Below are 23,214 nucleotides of genomic sequence, written 5' to 3'. Positions count from 1 at the left end.
GCGGCTAGCCGCAGCCGCAGGAGCGGCGGACGACCAGGGCCGAGGGGAACTGCTTCAGCCGCTCCCGCCGCGTCCCCGAGAAGCGCAGCCCGTCGTCCAGGACGAGGTCCACCGCCGAACGCGCCATCGCCTGCCGGTCCGACGAGACCGTCGTCAGCGGCGGGTCCGTGAGGGCCGCCTCCTTGACGTCGTCGAAGCCGGCCACCGCGAGCTCGCCCGGGACGTCGATGCGCAGCTCACGGGCCGCCCGCAGGACGCCGATGGCCTGGTCGTCGGTGGCGCAGACGATGGCCGGCGGGCGGTCGGGGCCGGCCAGCAGGCCGAGGGCGACCTTGTAGGCGTCGTAGCGGTTGTAGGGGGCGGGGAAGAGCCGGCCCTCGGTGGACTTGCCGGCCTCGCGCATCGCCCGGCGCCAGCCCTCGACGTGGTCGGTGACGGGGTCGCCGACGGCGGGGGTGTGCTCCAGGCCGCCGAGGCAGGCGACGTAGGGGTGGCCGTGCTCCAGGAGGTGCCGGGTGGCGAGCTGGGCGCCGCCGACGTCGTCCGTGACCACGGCGACGTCGTCGATCGCGTCGGGCCTGCGGTGCATCAGCACGACCCGCGCGTCCCAGGCGTCGATCTCGGTGGCGGCGTGCTCGCTGGGACCCTGGCTGATGAGGATCAGCCCGGAGACCCGCATGCCCAGGAAGGCCCGCAGATAGTGGACTTCGCGCTCGTCGAGGTAGTCGGAGTTGCCGACCAGGACCATCTTGCCGCGCTCGGCCGCGGCCTGTTCGACCGCGTGCGCCATCTCCGCGAAGAAGGGCTGCCGCGCGTCCGGGACGATCAGGCCTATGAGGTCCGTCCGGCGGGAGGCCATGGCCTGGGCGACCCGGTCGGGCCGGTAGCCCAACTCCTTGATCGCGGCCAGCACCCGTTCCCGCGTCGCCGGTGCCACCGGGCGCGGTCCATTGTTGATGACGTAGCTGACCACCGCGGTGGATGTCCCCGCCAGCCTCGCCACATCGTCCCGCGTCACCTTGGCCACGGCGGGCAGTCTACGCGGGTCCACCTACCGTTTGGCCGGTCGAGCGCTCTTCGTTCGCACGGGATCGGGGGCCGGGGCCGCGGGCGGGGCGGAGGACGGGTCGGACGCCTCCGTCTTCTCGGATTTCTCCTGTTTCTCCTGTTTTTCCGGTTTCTCGGGGAGGACGAACCGGTATCCGACGTTCCGGACCGTGCCGATCAACGACTCGTGCTCGGGCCCCAGTTTCGCCCGCAGCCGCCGGACGTGGACGTCCACGGTGCGGGTGCCCCCGAAGTAGTCGTAGCCCCAGACCTCCTGGAGCAGCTGGGCCCGGGTGAAGACCCGCCCCGGGTGCTGTGCCAGATACTTCAGGAGCTCGAACTCCTTGAAGGTGAGGTCCAGCACCCGCCCCTTGAGCTTGGCGCTGTACGTCGCCTCGTCCACGGAGAGGTCGCCGGTGCGGATCTCCATGGGGCTGTCGTCCGTCGAGATCTGCTGCCGGCCCATCGCCAGCCGCAGCCGGGCCTCCACCTCGGCCGGGCCCGCGGTGTCGAGGAGGACGTCGTCCACGCCCCAGTCCGCGGTGACGGCGGCCAGGCCGCCCTCGGTGACGACCAGGATCAGCGGACAGCCGGGGCCGGTGGAGCGCAGCAGCTGGCAGAGGCTGCGGACGTGCGGGAGGTCCCGCCGGCCGTCGATCAGTATGACGTCGGCCCCCGGCACGTCCACCAGGGCCGGGCCCTCGGCCGGGGCCACGCGCACGCTGTGCAGCAGCAGTCCGAGCGCGGGCAGCACCTCGGCGGAGGGCTGGAGGGCGTTGGTCAGCAGCAACAGGGAGCTCATCGGCGGTCACCCGCCCCGGTCGTCGTACCGCCGGCCCTCGTACGGTCGTGCACGCTTCGCTCGCCCATGACGTCGGTTCCTCCTCGGTCCCTGCGACGGGGGTGCCATGCGGTCCGAATGCACAAAAGGACCCGGGGGCGACTCTGCCCGGATCCTCTCTGCGCAGCAGAATAACCCACATGACTTTGCGGGGCCCCGGAGACTTTGCCCGACCTTGTGTTTCGTCGATCACTTCGGGTGGTCATCGCATCGTCCTCTTGACGGCCGACGGGGTGCGGGTGGAAGCAGCCTACGAGCCCGGCGCCGGCGGCCCCGCCGTGGTGCTCGCCCATGGCTTCAGCGGGTCCCTGGACCGGCCCGCGCTGCGGCGTGCGGCGGCGGTGTTCGCCCGGCACGCGGCCGTGGTCACCTTCTCCTTCCGGGGACACGGCCGTTCGGGCGGCCGCTCGACCGTCGGCGACCGGGAGGTCCTCGACCTGGCCGCGGCCGTACGGTGGGCCCGCTCGCTGGGGCACCGGAGAGTCGTCACGGTGGGCTTCTCCATGGGCGGCTCCGTGGTCCTGCGGCACGGGGGGTTGTACGTACCCGGGCCGATTCCGGAGCACGCGGGGCGCACGGAAGCACACGCCGACGCGGTCGTGTCGGTCAGCTCGCCCGCGCGCTGGTTCTACCGGGGGACGGCGCCGATGCGGCGGCTGCACTGGGCGGTGACGCGGCCGGCGGGGCGGGTCGTGACGCGTCTCGGCCTCCGGACACGGGTCCATGGGGCGGAGTGGGATCCGGTTCCGCTGCCGCCGGTGGCGGCGGTGGGGCGGATCGCGCCCCGGCCGCTGTTGATCGTGCACGGTGACCGGGATGCGTACTTTCCTCTGGATCATCCGCGGTCGTTGGCGGCGGCGGCCGGGGCGTCCACGGAGCTGTGGATCGAGCGGGGGGTTCGGGCATGCGGAGGCAGCGGCGGGGGTGGGGTTGCTGGAGCGCATCGCCCGGTGGGCGGTGCGGTAGGGGGAGTTGCCCCTGGCCCGCCCTTTCACCGTTTCCTTGCGCTCCGCGCGGGTGTCCTCAAACGCCGGACGGGCTGAATATCAGCCCGTCCGGCGTTTGAGGACTTCGCCCGAAGGGCGAATGGGGTCCGGGGTCTCCCCGGGGAAACGGCGAAAGGGCGGGACCGGGGCACAAACCCCTACGCCCCCTCCACCACCGGCTGCGCGAACTGCGCCTCGTACAGCCGCGCATACGCACCCCCCGCCGCCAGCAGCGACTCATGATCGCCCTGCTCCACGATCCGCCCGGCCTCCATCACCAGGATCACGTCCGCGTCACGGATCGTCGACAGCCGGTGTGCAATCACGAAGCTCGTGCGGCCGGAGCGGAGTTGGGCCATCGCCTGCTGGATGAGGACCTCGGTGCGGGTGTCCACCGAGCTCGTCGCCTCGTCCAGGATGAGGATCTCCGGCTCCGCGAGGAACGCCCGCGCAATCGTGATCAGCTGCTTCTCGCCGACGGAGACGTTGGACCCCTCGTCGTCGATGACGGTGTCGTAGCCGTCGGGGAGGGTGCGGACGAAGCGGTCGACGTGCGTGGCCTTCGCGGCGGCGACGATGCGCTCCGTCGAGGTGCCCTCCGCGCCGTACGCGATGTTCTCCGCGATCGTCCCGCCGAAGAGCCAGGTGTCCTGGAGCACCATGCCGATGTGGGAACGGAGTTCCTCGCGGGACAACGACGCGATGTCGACGCCGTCGAGGGCGATGCGCCCGCCCCCGACCTCGTAGAAGCGCATCAGCAGATTGACCAGGGTGGTCTTGCCCGCGCCCGTCGGGCCGACGATCGCCACCGTCTGGCCGGGCCGGACCGTCAGCGACAGGTCCTCGATCAGCGGCTTGTCCGCCTCGTAGCGGAAGGACACCTTCTCGAAGGAGACCTCGCCGCGGACGTCACCGAGCGCACGCGCGTCGTCCGGCTCCGCCGACTGCTCGTCCGCGTCGAGGAGTTCGAAGACCCGCTCGGCCGAGGCGACGCCGGACTGGACGAGGTTGGCCATGGAGGCCACCTGCGTCAGCGGCTGGCTGAACTGCCGCGAGTACTGGATGAACGCCTGGACGTCACCGATCGACAACGAGCCGCTGGCGACCCGCAGTCCGCCGACGACGGCGACGAGGACGTAGTTGAGGTTGCCGATGAACATCATCGCGGGCTGGATGAGCCCGGATATGAACTGGGCCTTGAAACCGGCCCGGTAGAGCTCCTCGTTCTCCCGGCGGAAGATCTCGGCGGACTCCTGCTGCCGGCCGAAGACCTTGACCAGCGAGTGGCCGGTGTACATCTCCTCGATGTGCGCGTTGAGCTTGCCCGTCGAGGCCCACTGGGCGACGAACTGCGGCTGCGCACGCTTGCCGACGGCGGTGGCGACGACCACCGAGACGGGCACGGTGACCAGCGCGACCAGGGCCAGCAGCCAGGAGATCCAGAACATCATGGCGAGCACGCCGACGATGGTCAGGACGGAGGCCATGATCTGGCTCAGCGTCTGCTGGAGGGTCTGCGCGACGTTGTCGATGTCGTTGGTGGCCCGGGAGAGGACCTCGCCGCGCTGCTGCTTGTCGAAGTAGCTCAGCGGCAGCCGGCCCAGCTTCTCCTCGACGTCCTGGCGCAGCCGGAAGACGGTGCGCTGGATGGCGGTGGTGATGATCCGCCCCTGGACGAGGCTGAACAGGGAGGCGAAGACGTAGATCAGCAGCACCCAGAGCAGCACGGTGCCGACGGCGTCGAAGTCGATGCCCTGGCCGGGGGTGAAGTCGACGCCGGACAGGACGTCCGCGACATTGCCGTGGCCGTCGTGGCGCAGCCGCTCCAGGGCCTGGTCACGGGTGGTGCCGCCGGGCATCTGCGCGCCGACGACCCCGGAGAAGATCAGGTCCGTGGCGTGGCCGAGGACCTTGGGGCCGACGACGGTGAGCGCCACGCTGACGAGGCCGAGCAGCAGCACGGCCACGACCCTCGCCTTCTCGGGCCGCATCCGCGCGAACAGCCGGCGGCTGGAGCCCTTGAAGTCCATGGACTTCTCGGTGGGCTGGCCGCCCATGTGGCGCGCGATGCCGGTGGCCGGGGCGGGGCCTCTGCGCGCCGCCGGGGTGGATTTCTCGGCGCTGCTCACGCGGCCTCCTCCTCGGTGAGCTGGGAGAGCACGATCTCCCGATAGGTCTCGTTCGAGGCCATCAGCTCGGTGTGGGTTCCGGCGCCGACGACGCGTCCCTCGTCGAGGACCACGATCCGGTCGGCGTCGCGGATCGTGGCGACGCGCTGGGCGACGATGACGACGGTCGCGTCCCCGGTCTCGTCGGTGAGGGCCGCGCGCAGCCGGGCGTCGGTGGCGTAGTCGAGCGCGGAGAAGGAGTCGTCGAACAGGTAGATGTCGGGCCGGCCGACCAGGGCACGGGCGATGGCCAGGCGCTGGCGCTGGCCGCCGGAGACGTTGGAGCCGCCCTGGGAGATCGGGGCGTCGAGCCCCTCCTCCATGGCCTCGACGAAGTCGCGGGCCTGCGCGGTCTCCAGGGCGCGCCACAGCTCCTCGTCGGTCGCGTCGGGGCGCCCGTAGCGGAGGTTGGAGGCGACGGTGCCGGAGAAGAGGTACGGCTTCTGCGGGACGAGCCCGACGGCGCGGGAGGCCGCGGCCGGGTCGAGCTCGCGGACGTCCACCCCGCCGACCAGGACCTCGCCGCCGGTGGCGTCGAACAGCCGGGGGATCAGGCCCAGCAGCGTGGACTTGCCGCTGCCGGTGGAGCCGATGACGGCCGTGACCTCGCCGGGGCGGGCGGTGAGGGAGACGTCCTTGAGGACGGGCTCCTCGGCGCCCGGGTAGCGGAACTCGACGCCGCGCAGCTCCAGATGGCCGCGCCGGCGCAGCTCCATGACGGGCGCGGTGGGCGGCACGACGCTGGAGTCGGTGGTCAGGACCTCGTTGATGCGCTCGGCGCAGACCTCGGCACGCGGCACCATCATGAACATAAAGGTCGCCATCATGATCGACATCAGGATCTGCATCAGATAGGCGAGATAGGCGGTGAGCGCGCCGATCTCCATGTCCCCGCTGTCGATGCGGTGCCCGCCGAACCACAGGACCGCGACCGAGGACACGTTCACCACGAGCATCACGGCCGGGAACATCACCGACATCAGCCGGCCGGCCCGCAGCGAGACGTCCATGAGCTCGGTGTTGGCGGTGCCGAAACGTTCGCGCTCGTGGTCGTCGCGGACGAAGGCGCGGATCACGCGGATGCCGGTGATCTGCTCGCGCAGGACGCGGTTGACCGTGTCGATGCGCTTCTGGACGCCGCGGAAGACGGGCCGCATCCGCCAGATGATCAGGGAGACGATCACGCCGAGCACCGGCACGATGGCCAGCAGCAGGGCGGACAGCGGCACGTCCTGGTTGAGGGCCATCACGATGCCGCCGACGCACATGATCGGCGCGGTGACCATCAGGGTGAACGACATCAGCGTCAGCATCTGGACCTGCTGGACGTCGTTGGTGGTCCGGGTGATCAGGGAAGGCGCACCGAACTGCCCCACCTCCCGGGAGGAGAAGGACTGCACCCGGTCGAAGACCTCGGCCCGCAGGTCGCGGCCGACCGCCATGGCCGTCCGGGCGCCGAAGTAGACCGCGCCGATGGAGCAGACGATCTGGGCCAGCGTGACGGCGATCATCACGCCGCCGGTGGTGAGGATGTAGCCGGTGTCGCCCTTGACGACGCCCTTGTCGATGATGTCCGCGTTCAGGGTGGGCAGATAGAGCGTGGCGAGGGTCTGCACGAGCTGCAGAAGCACCACCAGCGCGATCGGCCGGGAGTAGGGCTTCAGACGAGCCCGGAGAAGACGTACCAACACACCAGCAGCCTAAGCGAACACCATTCATGGGATCCCCTGGTTTTTCCCCGGTTCTTCGCCGGTTTTCCGGCTCGGCGCCGGGGCCGGTCCGGCACCCGTCATCATGGAGGCGCAGGAGAGACAGGCAATGAGAACCGATGAGAACGTGGAAGCGGGGTGGGCCGTGGCGACCGCACACACGGCGCGACCGGCACCGGAGGGCTTGATCCGGTACTGGGCCGCGGCGAAGGCCGCCGCCGGCGCGGCCGAGGAGCCCTACGCCGCCGGGACGCTGGCCGAGGCCCTGGACGGGGCCCGGGAGCGGCACGCGGGGCGCCCGGAGTTCGCGCGCGTGCTCGCGCGCTGCTCCTTCCTCGTGGACGGCGACCCGGTCGGCACCCGCGAGCACTCCACGGTCCGGCTGGCCGAGGGCGGCACGGTGGAAGTGCTCCCGCCCTTCGCAGGAGGGTGAGAACCGGCACGATGAGCGACCAGTACCGCGATCCGTACGATCCGTACGGCCAGCAGCAGCAACAGCCACAGCAACCCCAACATCACGATGCGTACGCCCCGCACGAGCCGTACTACGGCGCGCAGCAGGGCGCGTACGACTACGGCTACGCCCCCCAACAGCAGCCCCAACAACAGCCCCAGCAGCAGTCGCAGCAGCAGTCGCAGCAGCAGTGGCCGACCGCCGGCGGGCAGCAGGGCTACGCACCGGCGGACGAGCCGACGCAGACGTGGGAGACGCAGACCTGGGACGCCCGGGCCTGGCAGCAGCAGCTGCCGGTGACCGAGCCGTCCTACGGCGGCCCGGCACAGCAGCCCCAGCAGCAGCCCGCCGCCTGGTCCCAGCACCAGCAGGCGTACGCGCCGGAGCCCGCCCCCGCGGCGGCCGCCGTGCCCGTGACCACCGTGCCCGTGGCCGCCGCGCCCGAGGAGCCCGCGCGCCCGATGACGGCCGCCGAGAAGGCCAGGGCCGAGGGCCGGCCGCAGATCCTCTCCCCCGGCTTCCGGCCCGCGCTGCTGACGGCCGTCCTCGCGGTCCTCGTCGCCGTCGCCGCGCACGTCGGGCAGTACGCGCTGGCCGTCCCCGTGGTGCTGCTCCAGGCGGTGACGGCGGCGGGCTGGTTCCGGCTCAACGGGATGTGGCCGGCCCGGCAGGGCATCACGCTGGCCTTCCTCGGCGGCCTGGCCGCCGACGCCGGTCTGCTGGCCACCGAGCGGGTGCACGCGCCCACGGTGATGATCGGCACGATGGGCGTCTGGCTGCTGCTGGTCGTCGTGCTCCAGCTGCGCAGCCGCGCGGGGGCGGACGAGCGGCTGTACGGGCTGACGACGGCCGCCGCCTCGTCGGCGCTGACCGTCCTCGCGGCCGGCCACCTGGCCGCGGACCCGGACGCCGTCGTCGTCGGCGCCCTCGCCGTCGCGGCGGCGGTGCTCGCCCGGGCACTCCCGCTGCCCTCCCTGGCCGCGCCGGTCGTCGCGCTGGCCGCGGCCGCGGGCGCGGGCGTCCTGGGCGGGCAGATCGTCCACAGCGGCCCGTCCGCCGCCCTGCTGGGGCTGGCGGCCGGTGCCTGTGCCCTGGTCGGTCTGCGGGTGGCGAGCTACGACTACCCGTCGCGCTTCGTCCACATGACGGCGGGCGTGGCCCTGCCGCTGGCGCTGGCGTCGCCCGCGGTGTACGTCGTGGGCCGGATGCTGTTCTGACTGGGTTTCCCCCAGGTCCGGCGGGTTTTCCCCGGCTCCCGGTTAGGCTCGCCGAAAGGCAGTGGCCCGAAATACGGGCCGGACACAGGCCGAGAGGCACTGGGCCAACCGAACCTGGGGGATCGTCACCCGATGCGCGCCATACGCACCCTGTTGATCGTCGCCGTGGTCCTGGCGGGCCTGTTCCTGGCCGCCGACCGGGCGGCGGTCTGGTACGCGGAGAACCAGGTCGCGGAGAAGATACGCGACAGCCAGAACATGTCCGGCACGCCGGACGTCTCCATCAAGGGATTCCCCTTCCTGACCCAGGTCGCCGGCAAGAAGCTCGACGAGGTCGAGGTCTCGCTGGACGGCGGCGTCACCGCCGGCACGGGTGACCGCTCGGTCCAGGTCACCGACTTCGACACGACCCTGCACGGCGTGCAGATCGACTCCAGCTTCACCTCGGCCGTCGCCGACCGGGTCACGGGCACGGCCCACATCTCCTACGCGGATCTGAGCAAGCGGGCCGGCATGGGCATCACCACCGGCTACGGCGGGAAGGACGCCGCCGGCAAGGGCCTGGTCAAGGTCACCGGCAGCCTGCCGCTGCCGATGGGCCAGGTCCAGCGCAGCGTCCTGTCCACCGTGAGCCTGGTGGACGGCACGACGGTGCGGGTGCACGCCGAGAAGGTGCCGGACGACTTCCCCGGCCTGGAGGGCCTGATCCGCCAGAAGACCGACTTCGACCGGCAGATCACCGGTCTGCCGCGCGGTGTGAAGCTGACGAAGGTCAACCCCACCGCCGACGGCATCGACATCGAGCTGGGCGGGACGGACGTCCGCCTGACCGGCTGAGCACGATCGGGGGAGGTGCCACCTATCCCGCATATTGGGACACTTCATCTCAGCATCCGGCGAAACGGTGACACGCCTCCCTCACCGTCCCTACGATCGGCACCATGAGGCGACAGGCGGATCTCACGAAGCGGCAGGCAGTCGACCTCGGCCGCATGGCCGCCACCCTGTGTCGCCCTTCCTGATGGGGAGTTCGACTCCCCGCTCCGGCATTCCGGCCGCTCACGGCCCCTCCCCGCACGACCGCCGCGCGCCCCTCGGCGTCGCGGCGCACCACCTCCCCCATTGCCCTGGACGGGCATGGGAGGGACCCCCATCTGCCCCGGAGGAGACACCATATGAGCCGCAGTGACGTCCTGGTGGACGCCGACTGGGTCCAGGCCCGCATCGACGCGGGAGACGCGAGGACCGTCATCGTCGAGGTCGACGAGGACACCTCCGCGTACGACAAGAACCACATCAAGTCGGCCATCCGGATCGACTGGAAGACCGACCTCCAGGACCCGGTCCGCCGGGACTTCGTGGACCAGGCGGGCTTCGAGAAGCTGCTGTCCGAGAAGGGCATCGCCAACGACGACACCGTCGTCCTCTACGGCGGCAACAACAACTGGTTCGCCGCGTACGCCTACTGGTACTTCAAGCTCTACGGCCACGCCGACGTCCGCCTGCTGGACGGCGGCCGCAAGAAGTGGGAGCTCGACTCCCGCGACCTGGTCGCCGAGGTGCCGCAGCGCCCGCGCACCGAGTACAAGGCCAAGCCGCAGGACACCTCGATCCGCGCCTTCCGCGACGACGTGCTCGCGGCCATCGGCGAGCTCAACCTGATCGACGTCCGCTCCCCCGACGAGTTCAGCGGCAAGCTGCTCGCCCCCGCGCACCTGCCGCAGGAGCAGTCGCAGCGCCCGGGCCACATCCCCAGCGCCCGCAACGTCACCTGGTCGAAGACGGCCAACGACGACGGCTCGTTCAAGTCGGACGACGAGCTGCGCGCCCTCTACGCGGACGCCGGGCTGGACTTCGAGAAGGACACCATCGCCTACTGCCGCATCGGCGAGCGCTCCGCGCACACCTGGTTCGTGCTGCACGAGCTGCTCGGCCAGGCCAACGTCCGCAACTACGACGGCTCGTGGACCGAGTACGGCTCCCTGGTGGGCGTGCCGATCGAGCTCGGCGCCAACTGACCTCGAACCGAACGACCGTAAGGATCATCATGTGTGGAGCACAGGCCGGCGGCCCCGACGCCTCGACCGCCAGAAGCGGTGAGACGACCATCCAGGGCTCGGTGACCCGTGACGGGGTGCCCGTCACCGGTTACGTCCGCCTGCTGGACAGCACGGGCGAGTTCACCGCCGAGGTCCCGACCTCCGCGACCGGGCAGTTCCGCTTCTACGCGGCCGAGGGCACGTGGACCGTCCGCGCGCTCGTCCCCGGCGCGACGGCCGACCGCAAGGTCGTGGCGCAGAAGGGCGGCCTGTCCGAGGTCGCCATCGCCGTCTGAGACTCGTACAGGGCCAGGGCTGTGCCCCTCACCTGGGGCGCGGCCCTCGCCGCGCCGCCCCTGCCGCCGTACCGTTGACATATGTACGCACGGCGACGGCACGTGTACTTCGCCATGATGGGCACCTGCATCGGACTGTTCGTCCTGGCCTGGGCCGTCGTGCGGCTCTGGTCGGTGCCCGCGGCCATCGGGATGTGCCTGCTGGCCATGGTCATCCCGCCGGTGGCCGCCGTCGTGGCCAACCGCCGGGGTCCCGACGACCGCTGGTGGGACGAGACCGGGGACCCCGAGTCGGACCGCTGGTGGAACGAGCTGGACGACCGCGACCACCGATAGACCGGTGGCTCAGTGGCTCAGTGGCTCAGTAGACGAGCGCCTGCACGTCGTCCGCCATGATCTCGCCGACGAAGACCTGCGCGCCGGCGATCCGCGCGCCCTCGATCAGGTCCTTCTCCTCGATGCCCCGCCGGGCCGCGCACTGGGTGCAGACCGTGATCATCCCGCCGCCGGCCCGGATCCCGTCGATCAGCTCGGGCAGCGGCGCCGCGTGCGGCAGCTCGAACTCCGCCGCGCGCCCCGGCAGTGCGAACCAGGACGACTCACCGGTCAGCCAGAGCGACACCTCGACCCCGCTGGCCACGGCGACGGCCGCCACCGTGAACGCCTGCGAGCACCGCTCGGGCGCGTCCGCACCCGCCGTCACCTTGATCACGAGCTTCTTCTTCATGGGGCCACCCTAGAGGGGCCGGGACGGACCTCACAGAGCCCCCGGCCGCCCCTCCGACTAGACTCGACCCGGTCCGTAAACACCCTCACTCCGACCGAGGAGCGCGCTCGTGCTTGAGGCTTTCTTCACCGCCCTGCTGGTCCTGGTCGCCGTCGGCGTTCTCGCGTTCGCCGGGCTGACCTGGAAGAAGCTGTACCAGGGCCAGCGCTGACCTCCTTGTTCACCCCCCTACAGATCGTCTGAGCTCATGATCGAGATTCCCTCCGACCTGCACCGGGACCTGGTCCCCCTCGTCTTCCTCCTCGGCAAGTGGGAGGGCGCGGGCGTCGCCGACTTCCCCGGCTCCGAGAAGTGCAACTTCGGCCAGGAGGTCACCTTCACCCACGACGGCCGGGACTTCCTGGAGTACACGTCGCACAGCTGGGTGCTCGACTCCGAGGGCAACAAGGTGCGCCCGCTGGAGACCGAGAGCGGCTACTGGCGGATCGACAAGAACCGCCAGGTCGAGGTCGTCATGATCCGCGACCAGGGCATCGTCGAGGTCTGGTACGGCGAGCTGGCCGACAAGAAGCCGCAGATCGACATCGTGACGGACGCGGTCGCGCGGACCGCCGCCTCCGGCCCGTACTCCGGCGGCAAGCGCCTCTACGGCTACGTCAAGGGCGACCTGATGTGGGTCGGCGAGAAGGCCACCCCCGAGGTGCCGCTCCGCCCCTACATGTCGGCGCAGCTGAAGAAGACGGCCGATGTCGCCGCCCTGGAGGAGTGGGCCCGGAACCTGCCGGACGACCTGCCGGACGGCGTCTCCTTCTTCCGCCAGGACGGCACCCCGTACAACCCCGAGCAGCCGTAACCACGGCCGCCCGAACAGCGCCCCGCGGGGGAAGTCCGGTGAAAGTCCGGCGCTGACCCGCAACGGTAGGCGAAGCATCCGATCCGCTTCGCGAGCCCGATCACCCGCGGCGGCGCAGGCTCCTGACAACTCGCCGTGGACTGCGAGGGGAGGCCCCCGCGCTCTCGCGGCGCGGGGCGCTCCTCGGTGCGTACGCCGCACACCGCCCAGGCCATGGCCCGAGGCGAAGGCGAAGCACCCCGTGAAACCGACGACGGCCGCGTCCCGGCGGCTGCCGCTGCCGCCCCTGGTGACCGGGCTGGGCATCGCCCTGCTGGTCTCGCTGTTCTGCTGCGTGGGGCTCGGCTCCTCCGGCATCGGCTGGGGCGACGTCCTGCGCTATCTGCGCGCGGGGCTGACCGGCGGCGCGATCGGGGCGGACGAGGTCTCCGCCTACACCATCGTCTGGGAACTCCGTTTCCCGCGCGCCCTGCTGGCCGCCGTGGTCGGCGCCGGGCTCTCCGCCGTCGGCGTGGCCACCCAGGCGCTGGTGCGCAACGCGCTCGCCGACCCGTTCGTCCTCGGCATCTCCTCCGGCGCCGCCGTCGGCGCCAACACGGTGCTGCTCTTCGGCGCGCTCGGTTCGCTCGGCGTCTGGGCGCTGTCCAGCGCCGCGTTCCTCTCGGCGCTGGCCTCGATGGCCCTGGTGTACGCCGCGGCCCGCACCGGACACGGGCTGACGCCGCTGCGGCTGGTGCTCACCGGCACGGCCATGTACTACGGCTTCTCCGCGATCACCGCGCTGATGGTCTTCAGCGCGGACCGGGGCGACGCCGCCCGCTCCGCGATGATGTGGCTGCTGGGCAGCCTCGGCGGGGCGAGCTGGCAGTCCGTCCCGCTGGCCGCCGCGGCCGTCCTCCTCGGGCTCGGCTACCTCTTCTGGTCGGCCCGCGGGCTCAACGTCCTGGCCATGGGCGACGAGACGTCCTCCGCGCTGGGCGTGGACCCCGAGCGGCGCCGCCGGGTGCTGTTCGTCGTGGTCGCGGCCGTCACCGGGGCGGTGGTCGCGGTCAGCGGCGCCATCGGGTTCGTCGGGCTGATGGTCCCGCACGCCACCCGGATGCTGGTCGGCGCCGACCACCGCCGGGTGCTGGCCGTCGCGCCGCTGCTGGGCGCGGTGCTGCTGGTGTGGGTGGACGTCGTCTCACGGCTGCTGCTGGCCCCCATCGAGCTGCCCGTCGGGGTGATCACCTCGGTCATCGGGGTGCCCTGCTTCGTCCTGCTGATGCGGCGCCGCGGCTATGTCTTCGGGGGTGCCTGATGCGCGTCGACATCGAGGACCTGTCCGTCGAGGTCGCCGGCGCCCGGCTGGTCCGGGACGTCGGACTGCGCGTCGGCAGCGGCGAGTTCGTCGGGATCGTCGGGCCCAACGGCAGCGGCAAGTCCAGCCTGCTCCGGTGCGTCTACCGCGCGCTGCGGCCCACCCACGGGCGGGTGCTGCTGGACGGCGACGACCTGCACGCCCTCGACACCCGCGAGGGGGCACGGCGGCTGGCGGCCCTGCCGCAGGAGTCGGGCAGCGAATTCGACTTCACCGTCGCGGAGATCGTCGCCATGGGCCGGCTGCCGCACCAGCGGGCGGCGGGGCGGACGAGCGCCGAGGACCGGGAGGTCTGCGCCTCCGCCCTGGAGCGCGTCGGCGCCGGGCACCTCGCCGAGCGCGGCTTCCTCACCCTCTCCGGCGGCGAGAAGCAGCGCGTGCTGATCGCCCGCGCCCTGGCCCAGCGGCCGAAGGTGCTGGTGCTGGACGAGCCGACCAACCACCTGGACATCAGCCAGCAGCTCGAAGTCCTCGCGCTGGTACGGGAGTCCGGGCTCACCGTGCTGGCCGCGCTGCACGACCTCAACCTGGCCGCGACCCACTGCGACGTCCTGCACGTCGTCTCCGGCGGCCGCCTCGTCGCCTCCGGCCCGCCCGGCGAGGTGCTCACCACCGGGCTGCTGGCCGACGTCTTCGGCGTACGGGCGCACCGGGTACCCCACCCGGAGACCGGCGTCCCGCAGCTGCTCTTCGACCGCCTTCCCCGATGAGGACCTCCGTGATGACCTCCGCGATGACCCCCGTGATGGCCCCTGTGATGCGAACCGCCCGAACCGCCGTAGCAGTGCTCACCGTTGCCGCCCTGGCCGGGTGCGGCGCGAAGGTCGACGAGTCCGCCGAGGACACATCGGCGTCGTCCGGCCACTACCCCGTCACCGTCTCCAACTGCGGTGTGCGGACGACGTACGACAAGGCCCCGCAGCGCGTGGTCACCAACGACGTCGGCATCGCCGAGATCATGTTCGCGCTGGGGCTGGAGAAGCACATGGCCGGCTATGTGGCCCCCGACTACCGCGCCGGCCGCCAGGACGTCCCCTGGAAGGACGGCTACGACAAGGTCAAGTGGCTCTCCAAGAAGCAGATCAACAAGGAGATGGTGCTGGACGCGAAGGCGGACCTCGTCTTCGCCGGCTGGAACTACGGCTTCGGCGAGGGCGACAACTTCACCCCCGCGTCGCTGAAGAAGCTGGGCATCGGCTCGTACGTCCTCACCGAGTCCTGCCGCAGCGGCACCGGCAACGAGCGGGGCGTGATGCCGCCGCTGGAGGCGCTGTACACCGACCTCACCACGCTCGGGAAGGTCTTCGACGTGGAGGACCGGGCGGCGAAGCTCGTCGCGGAGTTCCGCAAGAAGGTCGCGGACGCGCAGGCGGGCATCCCGAAGGACGGGAAGCGGCCGAGCGTCTTCCTCTACGACGACGGCCGCGACAAGCCCGTCACCTCGGGCGCGTTCGCCGGCCCGCACGACATCATCACCAAGGCCGGCGGCGACCATGTGATGGGCGACCTCAAGGACACCTGGACGACGGTGAGCTGGGAGACGGTGGTGGACCGCCGGCCCGACGTCATCGTGATCAACAACTACGGGGCGGTGACCGCCGAGCAGAAGAAGGAGTTCCTGCTCTCCTACCCGCCGCTGAAGGACGTCCCCGCGGTCAAGAACAAGCGGATCTTCGTCCTGGACTACGTCGACCTCGTCGAGAGCCCGCGCAACCCCGACGCGATCGCGGCCCTGGCCCGCTACCTGAAGGGAATCCGCGCGTCCTGACCGGATCCGCGCCCGCACCTACACTGGTGACGTGGTGGACACCGACTGGCAGAGCGATCTCCGCAGACGCGGCTACCGGCTGACCCCGCAGCGCCAGCTCGTACTGGAGGCGGTGGACCGGCTGGAGCACGCGACGCCGGACGACATCCTCACCGAGGTCAGGAAGACCGCCGGCGGGGTCAACATCTCCACCGTCTACCGGACGCTGGAGCTGCTGGAGGAGCTGGGCCTGGTCAGCCACGCCCACCTCGGGCACGGCGCCCCCACCTACCACCTCGCGGACCGGCACGACCACATACACCTGGTGTGCCGGGACTGCACCGGGGTGATCGAGGCGGAGTTGCCGGTGGCCGACGACTTCACCGCCCGGCTCCGCGCGGAATTCGGCTTCGAGACCGATATGAAGCACTTCGCGATCTTCGGCCGGTGCGCCTCCTGCTCCTCCCGCGAGCCGGGGGAGGCCGGGGACTCCAGGGACGCCGGGGACTCCGGGGACGCCTCCGCCGGGTCGTAGGCTGGGCGCATGCTGCGTCAATCGAAGAGCCCTCTGCTGTCGCTGCCCGGCGCCGTCGCCGCCGAGGGCCCGGACGAGGGCGTCGCCGCGCACTACGGCGACCTGTTCCGCGAACAGCGCGCCCTCGCCGACGGTGCCGGCTTCGTCGACCTCTCCCACCGCGGGGTGATCACCGTCACCGGCCCCGAGCGGCTGGGCTGGCTGCACCTGCTGATCACCCAGCACGTCACCGAACTGCCGCCCGGGCAGGCCACGGAGGCGCTGGTGCTCACCGGGAACGGCCACATCGAGCACGCGCTCTACCTCGTCGACGACGGGGAGACGGTCTGGGTGCACGTCGAGCCGGGCACGCAGGGCGAGCTGGCCGCCTATCTGGAGAGCATGAAGTTCTTCTACCGGGTGGAAGTGGCCGACCGGACGGACGAGTTCGCCGTCGTCCACCTGCCGGCCGGCTCGATCGCCGCCGTCCCCGACGGCGTCGTCGTCCGCGAGACGTCCTACGGGCGCGACCTCTTCCTCCCCCGCGAGCAGCTGGAGTCCTTCGCGGCCTCGCACGCCCCCGCGGCGGGCGTCCTCGCCTACGAGGCGCTGCGCGTCGAGGCGCACCGGCCGCGGCTGGGCCTGGAGACCGACCACCGGACGATCCCCCACGAGGTGGGCCTGATCGGCACCGCGGTCCATCTGCAGAAGGGCTGCTACCGGGGCCAGGAGACCGTCGCCCGCGTCCAGAACCTGGGCAAGCCGCCGCGGCGGCTGGTCTTCCTCCACCTCGACGGCAGCGAGGTGCGCCTGCCCGGACACGGCGCACCGGTCCGCCTGGCGTCGGACGGCCCCGAGGGCCGGCAGCTGGGCTTCGTGACGACGTCCGCGCGCCATCACGAACTGGGCCCGATCGCGCTGGCGCTGGTCAAGCGGAACGTTCCGGTGGATGCGCCGCTTCTCGTGGGCGAGGGGACGGCGGCGTCGCAGGAGGTCGTGGTCGCGCCGTAGGGGTGGGTTCGGGTGGTGGTGGGGTTCCTCAGACCTCCACCACCACCGTGAACGGCCCGTCATTCACCAGCGACACCTTCATGTCCGCCCCGAACACCCCCGTCTCCACCTGCGCCCCCAACCCCCGCAGCCCCGCGACGACCTCGTCGACGAGCGGCTCCGCCACCGCCCCCGGAGCCGCCGCGTTCCACGTGGGACGCCGCCCCTTCCGCGCGTCACCGTAAAGCGTGAACTGGGAGATCACGAGCAACGGCGCCCCCACGTCCGAACACGACTTCTCGTCGGCGAGGATCCGTACGGACCACAGCTTGCGGGCGAGCTGCGCCGCCTTCTCCGGGGTGTCGTCGTGCGTCACCCCGACCAGCACGCACAGCCCCTCGCCGACGATCTCGCCGACCGTCCGGCCGTCGACCACGACCGAAGCCCCGTTCACTCTCTGCACCACAGCACGCATGCCGTCCATCATGCACGCCGCCCGTTCGGGGCCGTTCGGGCGGAGACGGCCTGCGGCCGGGCCGTGGGCAGTGGCACGATGCGTGCATGCCGTGCAGGCGACGTGCGGGCGACGCGTTCGCACACCCGGCGCGCGAGGGGACGGAGCCGCATGACCACACCCGCCGAAGGCCACCTCACCACCGAGGACCACCTCAAGACCCTCAGGGACGCCGTGGACAGTCTGAACGCGAGGCCGCCGAGCCAGCGCTCGGGCCGGCTCGCGGACGTACCGGTACGCCGCCTCGGCGAGCTCCGCCTCACGGAGCTGCGGGCGCTGCGCCGGGAGGCCCGGCAGGAGGAGGCCGACCTCAGCTATGTGCGGCGGCTGCTGCAGGGGCGCATCGACATCCTCCGCGCCGAGCTGGCCCACCGGGCGGGCGAGGCCGCCGAGGACGCGGAGCCCCTGGTGGACCGGCTGTCGGAGATCCTCGCCGACGGCCCGTCCGCACACCGCTCCTCCGCCCGCCATGTGACGCTGGGCATGCCGCACGCCGAGGAGTACCGGCGGCTGGCCGAGGACATGCTCGGCGAGATCGCCCTGTCCGACCTGACCGCCCGCACGGACGGCGAGCTGCGCGCCGCCAGGCTGCGCCTCGGCACGTACGAGCGGCACGTCTCCGGGCGCCGCCGGCAGCTCCAGCGGACGGCGGACGACTGCGGCGCCGAGATCGCCCGCAGGTACCGGGACGGAGAGGCGCAGGTGGACGACCTCCTCTCCTGAGCCCTCTCCCGGGCCCGCTCCCGGGCTCCACCGGGGAGAAATGCAGGTGCGTCCGCCCGCCCCCGTCTCCTAGCGTGCGCCCATGAGCACCGGCACCGGCACCGACACCGTCATACGGACCATCGAAGAGACCGAACTCGCGGACTGGCTCCTCGGCGTGCACACCGGCTTCCTCGTCTCCGCCCCCGCCACCAAGGAGGAGGTCGAGGCCCGCCGGGAGAGCACCGACTTCTCCCGTACGCAGGGCGCCTTCGACGCGGGGCGCTGCGTGGGCACCTTCCGCAGCTTCGCCCAGCGGCTCACGCTGCCCGGGGGCACGGCGGTCCCGGTGAGCGCGGTGACCAATGTGACCGTCTCGGCGACGCACCGCCGGCGCGGTCTGCTCAGCCGGATGATGGAGACGGACCTGCGGGCCGCCAAGGAGCGCGGGGACGCCGCCGCGACGCTGACCGCCGCGGAGTACCCGATCTACGGCCGGTTCGGCTTCGGCCCCGCCGTATCGGTCGCCAGTTGGGAGGTGGACACCGCCCGGACCGGCCTGGACCGCCGCCGCTCCGCCCCGGAGTGCGGCGGCCGCCTGGACTTCGTGGACGGCGCGGCCGTGCGCGAGCTGGCCCCCGCCCTGCACGAGCGGGTGCGCGCCACCCGGCACGGCGTCGTCGACCGTGACGAGCGATGGTGGCGCTTCGCCACCGGCGACCTCCCCCGGACCGACTGGACCGAGCCCTTCCAGGTCCTCTACCGCTCGCCCGACGGCAGCGTCGACGGACTCCTCACCTACACCGTCGACGAGACCTGGGTCGCCAAGCGCCCGCAGAACACGGCATCCGTGCGCGACCTCGTCGCCGCCACCCCGGCCGCGGAACGCGCCCTGTGGCACTTCCTGTTGACGGCCGACTGGGTCATGACGGTCAAGACCGGCCCGCGCGCCCCGGACGACATCCTCCCGCTGCTGCTGCCCGACCCGCGGGCCGCCCGCATCACCACCCAGGCCGACTCCGTGTGGCTGCGCCCGCTGGACGTCCCGGCGCTGCTGGAGGCGCGGACGTACGCCGCCCCCGGCTCGCTCGTCGTCGACGTCGCCGACCCGGACGGGTACGCGGCCGGGCGCTGGCTCCTGGACGCCGCGGAGGACGGCGCGAGCTGCACCCCGACCGACCGTCCCGCGGAACTCTCCCTCACCGCAGGCGAATTGGGCTGCCTTATGCTCGGCGACGAGTCCGCCGTCCGCCTCGCCGCGGTCGGCCGCGTCACGGAGGACCGCCCCGGCGCCGCCGCCCGCGCGGACGCCCTGCTGCGGACCTCCCGCCGCCCCTGGTGCCCCGACATCTTCTGATGGGATCATGAGCAAACAACTGCCGTACCACTGCCCGATCGACGCGGCCATGCACGTCATCGAGGGCAAATGGAAAGTCCTCATCCTCTGGGAGATCAGGGACCTGCCGCGCCGCTTCGGCGAACTGCGCCGGGCCCTTCCCGGCATCAGCGAGAAGGTCCTGGCGCAGCAGCTGCGCGAGTTGGAGACGGACGGCATCGTCCACCGCGAGGTGCACGAGACCGTGCCACCGAAGGTCGAGTACACCCTGACGGAGGAGGGCCGCGAACTGGACGCGGCGCTGGAGCCGTTGGGGGCGTGGGGCCGGCGGCGGATGGCTCCGCCGGGGGCTGCGGCGGTGGCGTGACCGGGCGCCGGGCGGGCTGGGTTTTCGCCCCGGACCCGCCCTTTCACCGTTTCTCCGGGGGCTGCGCCCCTGCTTCCGGGGCTTCGCCCCTGGCCCCCGTTGTCGCGGCTTCGCCGCTCGTCCTCAAGCGCCGGACGGGCTGATATTCAGCCCGTCCGGCGCTTGAGGACTCCGCCCGAAGGGCGGACGGGGTCCGGGGTCTCCCCGGAAGAAACGGTGAAAGGGCGGGGAGGGGCAACACCCAGCCTGTCCGGCGCCTGAGGACAGCGCCAGCAGGGTCCCGCAGGGGCGCCGCCCCTGCGTGGGGGCACCCCCTCTGGGGGAGGATCAGGGCGGGGAGAGCCCCCCGTCACCCCAACCTCACATCCGCATAAACAACCATCGCATCCCGCTGATAACCCGCCAACCCCTCCGCAACCCTGTCGTAGTTCGCCCGGAACTCCGGATCGTCGACATAGTGCTGCCCCAGCCCCTTGTACGCCTCCGCATCCGGCGTCCAGAACCGGCACACCCCCCGGTAATGCGCGTCCACCTCCGCCTGCACCGCAGGATCGTCGACCGGCGTACCGGCCGCCATGAACTCCGCGAAGCGGATCATCTGTGCCGTCACCTCCCGCTGCCACTGCTCCGTGTCCGAGGCGGTCATCGCCTCGACGGCCCGCCGGGACTGCTCCCAGTGCTCCGGCCACCGCTCGCGCACCTCGTCCGAGCGGCTCGACCAGTCGAAACCCTCGAAGAGGTTCTCCGGACTGCTGATCTCCGTCATGCCCTTGCCGTCCTTCCCTTCCTCCAGTTCGGCGATGGTGCGGCCGACCGTGCGGGCCAGCGTCTCCAGCCGGTCCCGCTCCTCCAGCAGCCTGCGGTGGTGCTCGCGGAGCACGGCCACCCGGTCGGCCCGGCTGTCCAGGACCGCCCGGATCTCCCGCAGTCCCACGCCCAGCTCCCGCATCACCAGGATCTGCTGCAGCCGCAGCAGATCGGCCTCCTCGTAGTAGCGGTGCCCGTTGTTCCCGATCCACGCGGGCGGCAGCAGTCCGGTCTCGTCGTAGTGCCGCAGCGTCCGGGATGTCACCCCGGACATCCGGGCCACGTCCGCGATCGACCACGCCATCGCTCCGCCTCCCATCACCGGGGCCGGCCCTTCCGGCCCCACTACGACCGTAGAAGTTGACGCTGCGGAAACCGCAAGCCGACTGAGCCTGGATGTGAGCTGTCAGCGTTCTTGGCACCCGTCACCGCCGCACAGCCGGTGCAGAGCCGCGCGGCTCTCGTCGTCCGCGGCGCGGTAGACCAGAAGCCGCAGCTCCGGGTCCTCCAGCGGGAGCAGGACCTCGAAGTCGACGGCGATCGTCCCGACGGCCGGGTGCCGCAGCAGCTTGCGGCCGCGGCCGTTGACGCGGACCTCCCGCTCGGCCCAGAGCCGGGCGAAGTCCTCGTCCTGCGCGGTGAATTCGGCGATCAGCCCGGCCAGCGCCCGGTCCTCCGGGTGGGCGGCCCAGGCCGCGCGCAGATGGGCGACGCCATCCCGCAGCACCCCCTCGCGGTCGGCGTAGAAGCCGCGCATCGGCGGGTGCAGCAGGCAGAGCCACATCGCGTTCCGCCGCTCCGGCGGAACGGCGTCGAACTCCGGGAGCAGCCGGGCCATTTCGGGGTTCCAGGCCAGCAGGTCGTAGCGGTGGTCGAGCAGCGCGGCGGGCAGCGGGGAGAGTTCGTCGACCAGGTGGGCCAGCGACGGCGCCGGACCGGTGGCTGCCCCGCCGCGGGTGCCGCCGGGGCGGCGCCGTCGGGCCAGGTCGAAGAGGTAGTCGCGTTCGCCGGGTGCCAGCCGCAGGGCCCGGGCCAGCGCCGTCAGCACCTCCGCGGAGGGCCGGAGCCCCCGGCCCTGCTCCAGCCGGACCACGTAGTCGGTGCTGACCCCGGCCAGCTCGGCGACCTCCTCGCGGCGCAGTCCGGGCGTCCGCCGGGCCCGCCGGTGCGCGGGCAGGCCCAGCCGGTCCGGGTCCAGCCGTTCGCGCCTGCTGCGCAGGAAGGCGGCCAGTTCCTCGGTGGTGTCCACGGTTCGTGTCGTCATGGCCGGTCCAACCGCCAGGGTGGGACCGGCCTTCCCAGGAAAGTCCCTCCCTTATCCGGGGCCCGCCGCCGCCGCAGACTCGGTCCCGGCAACGGAACACGAACACACGCGAGCACAGGAGAACCTGATGGCACCGGCCCTCGACGACTACCGGCTGCTGGGCCGCTCGGGACTGCGGGTCTCACCGCTGGCCCTGGGCACCGCGACCTTCGGCACCGAATGGGGGTGGGGCGCAGAACGGGCCGAGGCCCGCAAGCTGTTCGACCGCTACGTCGGGCTCGGCGGCAACCTCCTCGACACCGCCGACACCTACACCGACGGCAGCTCCGAGCGCCTGCTGGGCGAGTTCGCCCACGAGGAGCGCGAACGCCTGGTGCTGGCGACCAAGTACTCGACTCTGCGCCGCCCCGGCGACCCGAACTCCGGGGGCGGGCACCGCAAGGCGCTGTTCGGCTCGGTGGAGGGCAGCCTGCGGCGGCTCGGCACCGACTACCTCGACCTGCTGTACCTGCACCTCTGGGACTTCCGGACCTCGGTGGAGGAGGTGCTGCGCGGCCTGGACGACCTGGTCCGGCAGGGCAAGGTGCTGTACGTGGCGATCTCCAACACCCCGGCCTGGCAGGTGTCCCGGATGCAGGCGATCGCGGACCTGCGCGGCTGGTCGCCGCTGGTCGCGCTGCAGCTCGAGTACAGCCTGATCGAGCGCACCGCGGAGCGCGACCTGATCCCGATGGCCCGGGAACTGGGCCTGGGCGTGGTCCCGTACTCGCCGCTCGGCGGCGGGGTGCTCAGCGGCAAGTACGGCCGGGACGACGTCGGCGCAACGGGCGCCGGCCCCGACGGGAGCACCCGCCGGAGCCATAACCTCGCCCTGGGCACCCTCACCGAACGCAGCCTCGGCGTGGCCGGGGTGGTCCGGGAGGTGGCCGGCGAACTGGGGTACACCCCGGCCCAGGTGGCGCTGGCCTGGACACTGCGGAAGCCGGGCGTGACGAGCACGCTGCTCGGCGCCCGCACCCCCGCCCAATTGGAGGACAACCTGGGCGCCCTGGCAGTCGAGCTGACGGACGCCCAGCTGGCCCGGCTCGACGCGGCGGGCGCGATCGCCCTCGGCCAGCCGCACGAGCTGCTGGCGAGCGAGCCCATCCGCCGGGTGACCACGGGCGACCTGCGAATTGAGACCCGCCGCTGACCCGGCCGCCGGCGGCGGGAGCCGGAGTCCGGAGCCGCGGTCGGCTCACCGTCCGGGCGAGCCACGTCCGGATCGCTCCCGCGC

Annotated in this window: 24 protein-coding genes, 1 pseudogene and 1 riboswitch; of the genes and pseudogenes, 17 read left to right on the top strand and 8 right to left on the bottom strand. The window is 72.0% G+C overall.

Annotation, left to right across the window (positions count from 1 at the left end):
* Nucleotides 1-4: 4 nt before the first annotated feature.
* Entirely contained in the window at nucleotides 5-1,027 is a 1,023-nt protein-coding gene (locus AB8735_RS21560; protein WP_344026066.1) for a LacI family DNA-binding transcriptional regulator, read from the bottom strand.
* Nucleotides 1,028-1,051: 24 nt separating this feature from the next.
* Nucleotides 1,052-1,849, bottom strand: coding sequence for a response regulator transcription factor (locus tag AB8735_RS21555; protein ID WP_344026068.1), 798 nt, complete (start codon nucleotides 1,847-1,849; stop codon nucleotides 1,052-1,054).
* 179 nt (nucleotides 1,850-2,028) lie between these two features.
* Here AB8735_RS21555 and AB8735_RS21550 point away from each other — a divergent pair.
* Nucleotides 2,029-2,854, top strand: a pseudogene (locus AB8735_RS21550) (alpha/beta hydrolase).
* A gap of 178 nt (nucleotides 2,855-3,032) precedes the next feature.
* Here AB8735_RS21550 and AB8735_RS21545 read toward each other — a convergent pair.
* Nucleotides 3,033-4,931, bottom strand: coding sequence for an ABC transporter ATP-binding protein (locus tag AB8735_RS21545; RefSeq protein ID WP_372411887.1), 1,899 nt, complete (start codon nucleotides 4,929-4,931; stop codon nucleotides 3,033-3,035).
* A gap of 68 nt (nucleotides 4,932-4,999) precedes the next feature.
* Nucleotides 5,000-6,733 (bottom strand): ABC transporter ATP-binding protein, encoded by a 1,734-nt coding sequence (locus tag AB8735_RS21540; protein WP_344026072.1) that lies wholly within the window; start codon nucleotides 6,731-6,733, stop codon nucleotides 5,000-5,002.
* 127 nt (nucleotides 6,734-6,860) lie between these two features.
* Here AB8735_RS21540 and AB8735_RS21535 point away from each other — a divergent pair, with 127 nt between their 5' ends.
* The 6 genes from AB8735_RS21535 to AB8735_RS21510 all read left to right on the top strand — a co-directional run bounded on the left by AB8735_RS21535 (nucleotide 6,861) and on the right by AB8735_RS21510 (nucleotide 11,093).
* A complete protein-coding gene (locus AB8735_RS21535; RefSeq protein WP_344026074.1) occupies nucleotides 6,861-7,184 on the top strand; it encodes a MoaD/ThiS family protein in 324 nt (107 codons plus the stop codon).
* Nucleotides 7,185-7,195: 11 nt separating this feature from the next.
* Complete coding sequence (locus tag AB8735_RS21530) at nucleotides 7,196-8,422, top strand: hypothetical protein (protein ID WP_372408825.1); 1,227 nt, start codon at nucleotides 7,196-7,198, stop codon at nucleotides 8,420-8,422.
* A gap of 132 nt (nucleotides 8,423-8,554) precedes the next feature.
* On the top strand, nucleotides 8,555-9,259 hold the full coding sequence (locus tag AB8735_RS21525) for a DUF2993 domain-containing protein (protein WP_372408824.1): 705 nt from the start codon (nucleotides 8,555-8,557) through the stop codon (nucleotides 9,257-9,259).
* 338 nt (nucleotides 9,260-9,597) lie between these two features.
* Nucleotides 9,598-10,440: a sulfurtransferase gene (locus tag AB8735_RS21520; RefSeq protein ID WP_372408823.1), complete on the top strand. Its 843-nt coding sequence runs from the start codon at nucleotides 9,598-9,600 to the stop codon at nucleotides 10,438-10,440.
* Nucleotides 10,441-10,469: 29 nt separating this feature from the next.
* A complete protein-coding gene (locus AB8735_RS21515; protein ID WP_344026082.1) occupies nucleotides 10,470-10,757 on the top strand; it encodes a DUF1416 domain-containing protein in 288 nt (95 codons plus the stop codon).
* A gap of 81 nt (nucleotides 10,758-10,838) precedes the next feature.
* Nucleotides 10,839-11,093 carry a DUF3099 domain-containing protein gene (locus tag AB8735_RS21510; protein WP_344026084.1) on the top strand — a complete coding sequence of 85 codons (255 nt, stop codon included), beginning with the start codon at nucleotides 10,839-10,841 and terminating at the stop codon, nucleotides 11,091-11,093.
* Between the two features lie 25 nt (nucleotides 11,094-11,118).
* Here the strand turns inward: AB8735_RS21510 and AB8735_RS21505 are convergent, their stop codons facing one another.
* On the bottom strand, nucleotides 11,119-11,484 hold the full coding sequence (locus AB8735_RS21505) for a DsrE family protein (protein ID WP_344026086.1): 366 nt from the start codon (nucleotides 11,482-11,484) through the stop codon (nucleotides 11,119-11,121).
* Between the two features lie 247 nt (nucleotides 11,485-11,731).
* Between AB8735_RS21505 and AB8735_RS21500 the strand changes: the two genes are divergently transcribed.
* From AB8735_RS21500 to AB8735_RS21475, 6 genes are all read left to right on the top strand, one after another.
* Nucleotides 11,732-12,337 (top strand): heme-binding beta-barrel domain-containing protein, encoded by a 606-nt coding sequence (locus AB8735_RS21500; RefSeq protein WP_372408822.1) that lies wholly within the window; start codon nucleotides 11,732-11,734, stop codon nucleotides 12,335-12,337.
* A 27-nt stretch (nucleotides 12,338-12,364) separates the two neighbouring features.
* Nucleotides 12,365-12,443: riboswitch (cobalamin riboswitch) on the top strand.
* A 135-nt stretch (nucleotides 12,444-12,578) separates the two neighbouring features.
* On the top strand, nucleotides 12,579-13,637 hold the full coding sequence (locus AB8735_RS21495) for a FecCD family ABC transporter permease (RefSeq protein ID WP_372408821.1): 1,059 nt from the start codon (nucleotides 12,579-12,581) through the stop codon (nucleotides 13,635-13,637).
* A complete protein-coding gene (locus tag AB8735_RS21490) occupies nucleotides 13,637-14,407 on the top strand; it encodes an ABC transporter ATP-binding protein (RefSeq protein ID WP_372408820.1) in 771 nt (256 codons plus the stop codon). The genes AB8735_RS21495 and AB8735_RS21490 overlap by 1 nt, the downstream gene beginning before the upstream one ends.
* Before the next feature lie 35 nt (nucleotides 14,408-14,442).
* A complete protein-coding gene (locus AB8735_RS21485; RefSeq protein ID WP_372411886.1) occupies nucleotides 14,443-15,465 on the top strand; it encodes an ABC transporter substrate-binding protein in 1,023 nt (340 codons plus the stop codon).
* Nucleotides 15,466-15,496: 31 nt separating this feature from the next.
* Nucleotides 15,497-15,979, top strand: coding sequence for a Fur family transcriptional regulator (locus AB8735_RS21480; protein ID WP_372408819.1), 483 nt, complete (start codon nucleotides 15,497-15,499; stop codon nucleotides 15,977-15,979).
* 9 nt (nucleotides 15,980-15,988) lie between these two features.
* Nucleotides 15,989-16,969: a folate-binding protein gene (locus AB8735_RS21475; RefSeq protein WP_344026096.1), complete on the top strand. Its 981-nt coding sequence runs from the start codon at nucleotides 15,989-15,991 to the stop codon at nucleotides 16,967-16,969.
* Nucleotides 16,970-16,997: 28 nt separating this feature from the next.
* On the opposite strand, the gene dtd is transcribed toward AB8735_RS21475, so the two are convergent.
* Complete coding sequence (gene dtd, locus AB8735_RS21470) at nucleotides 16,998-17,423, bottom strand: D-aminoacyl-tRNA deacylase (RefSeq protein WP_372408818.1); 426 nt, start codon at nucleotides 17,421-17,423, stop codon at nucleotides 16,998-17,000.
* A gap of 150 nt (nucleotides 17,424-17,573) precedes the next feature.
* On the opposite strand from dtd, the gene AB8735_RS21465 reads away from it, so the two are divergent.
* From AB8735_RS21465 to AB8735_RS21455, 3 genes are all read left to right on the top strand, one after another.
* Complete coding sequence (locus tag AB8735_RS21465) at nucleotides 17,574-18,185, top strand: AmfC protein (RefSeq protein WP_344026101.1); 612 nt, start codon at nucleotides 17,574-17,576, stop codon at nucleotides 18,183-18,185.
* A gap of 82 nt (nucleotides 18,186-18,267) precedes the next feature.
* Complete coding sequence (locus AB8735_RS21460; protein ID WP_372408817.1) at nucleotides 18,268-19,521, top strand: GNAT family N-acetyltransferase; 1,254 nt, start codon at nucleotides 18,268-18,270, stop codon at nucleotides 19,519-19,521.
* Nucleotides 19,522-19,528: 7 nt separating this feature from the next.
* Complete coding sequence (locus tag AB8735_RS21455) at nucleotides 19,529-19,867, top strand: helix-turn-helix domain-containing protein (RefSeq protein WP_344026105.1); 339 nt, start codon at nucleotides 19,529-19,531, stop codon at nucleotides 19,865-19,867.
* A 349-nt stretch (nucleotides 19,868-20,216) separates the two neighbouring features.
* Here the strand turns inward: AB8735_RS21455 and AB8735_RS21450 are convergent, their stop codons facing one another.
* Both AB8735_RS21450 and AB8735_RS21445 read right to left on the bottom strand, forming a co-directional pair.
* Complete coding sequence (locus tag AB8735_RS21450; RefSeq protein ID WP_372408816.1) at nucleotides 20,217-20,978, bottom strand: MerR family transcriptional regulator; 762 nt, start codon at nucleotides 20,976-20,978, stop codon at nucleotides 20,217-20,219.
* 102 nt (nucleotides 20,979-21,080) lie between these two features.
* Complete coding sequence (locus tag AB8735_RS21445; protein ID WP_372408815.1) at nucleotides 21,081-21,938, bottom strand: helix-turn-helix domain-containing protein; 858 nt, start codon at nucleotides 21,936-21,938, stop codon at nucleotides 21,081-21,083.
* A gap of 127 nt (nucleotides 21,939-22,065) precedes the next feature.
* On the opposite strand from AB8735_RS21445, the gene AB8735_RS21440 reads away from it, so the two are divergent.
* Nucleotides 22,066-23,130, top strand: coding sequence for an aldo/keto reductase (locus tag AB8735_RS21440; protein ID WP_372408814.1), 1,065 nt, complete (start codon nucleotides 22,066-22,068; stop codon nucleotides 23,128-23,130).
* Nucleotides 23,131-23,214: the final 84 nt, after the last annotated feature.

This window comes from Streptomyces luteireticuli, from assembly GCF_041519305.1.
Taxonomy (GTDB): domain Bacteria; phylum Actinomycetota; class Actinomycetes; order Streptomycetales; family Streptomycetaceae; genus Streptomyces; species Streptomyces luteireticuli.
This window is presented reverse-complemented; position numbering and strand designations above follow the sequence as displayed.

Bases quoted from the DNA above. Each gene is read 5' to 3' on its own strand.
- AB8735_RS21555 (WP_344026068.1), bottom strand. From the start codon at position 1,849: ATGAGCTCCCTGTTGCTGCTGACCAACGCCCTCCAGCCCTCCGCCGAG.
- AB8735_RS21545 (WP_372411887.1), bottom strand. From the start codon at position 4,931: ATGGGCGGCCAGCCCACCGAGAAGTCCATGGACTTCAAGGGCTCCAGC.
- AB8735_RS21535 (WP_344026074.1), top strand. From the start codon at position 6,861: ATGAGAACCGATGAGAACGTGGAAGCGGGGTGGGCCGTGGCGACCGCA.
- AB8735_RS21530 (WP_372408825.1), top strand. From the start codon at position 7,196: ATGAGCGACCAGTACCGCGATCCGTACGATCCGTACGGCCAGCAGCAG.
- AB8735_RS21525 (WP_372408824.1), top strand. From the start codon at position 8,555: ATGCGCGCCATACGCACCCTGTTGATCGTCGCCGTGGTCCTGGCGGGC.
- AB8735_RS21520 (WP_372408823.1), top strand. From the start codon at position 9,598: ATGAGCCGCAGTGACGTCCTGGTGGACGCCGACTGGGTCCAGGCCCGC.
- AB8735_RS21515 (WP_344026082.1), top strand. From the start codon at position 10,470: ATGTGTGGAGCACAGGCCGGCGGCCCCGACGCCTCGACCGCCAGAAGC.
- AB8735_RS21510 (WP_344026084.1), top strand. From the start codon at position 10,839: ATGTACGCACGGCGACGGCACGTGTACTTCGCCATGATGGGCACCTGC.
- AB8735_RS21505 (WP_344026086.1), bottom strand. From the start codon at position 11,484: ATGAAGAAGAAGCTCGTGATCAAGGTGACGGCGGGTGCGGACGCGCCC.
- AB8735_RS21500 (WP_372408822.1), top strand. From the start codon at position 11,732: ATGATCGAGATTCCCTCCGACCTGCACCGGGACCTGGTCCCCCTCGTC.
- AB8735_RS21490 (WP_372408820.1), top strand. From the start codon at position 13,637: ATGCGCGTCGACATCGAGGACCTGTCCGTCGAGGTCGCCGGCGCCCGG.
- AB8735_RS21485 (WP_372411886.1), top strand. From the start codon at position 14,443: ATGGCCCCTGTGATGCGAACCGCCCGAACCGCCGTAGCAGTGCTCACC.
- AB8735_RS21475 (WP_344026096.1), top strand. From the start codon at position 15,989: ATGCTGCGTCAATCGAAGAGCCCTCTGCTGTCGCTGCCCGGCGCCGTC.
- dtd (WP_372408818.1), bottom strand. From the start codon at position 17,423: ATGCGTGCTGTGGTGCAGAGAGTGAACGGGGCTTCGGTCGTGGTCGAC.
- AB8735_RS21465 (WP_344026101.1), top strand. From the start codon at position 17,574: ATGACCACACCCGCCGAAGGCCACCTCACCACCGAGGACCACCTCAAG.
- AB8735_RS21460 (WP_372408817.1), top strand. From the start codon at position 18,268: ATGAGCACCGGCACCGGCACCGACACCGTCATACGGACCATCGAAGAG.
- AB8735_RS21455 (WP_344026105.1), top strand. From the start codon at position 19,529: ATGAGCAAACAACTGCCGTACCACTGCCCGATCGACGCGGCCATGCAC.
- AB8735_RS21450 (WP_372408816.1), bottom strand. From the start codon at position 20,978: ATGGCGTGGTCGATCGCGGACGTGGCCCGGATGTCCGGGGTGACATCC.
- AB8735_RS21445 (WP_372408815.1), bottom strand. From the start codon at position 21,938: ATGACGACACGAACCGTGGACACCACCGAGGAACTGGCCGCCTTCCTG.
- AB8735_RS21440 (WP_372408814.1), top strand. From the start codon at position 22,066: ATGGCACCGGCCCTCGACGACTACCGGCTGCTGGGCCGCTCGGGACTG.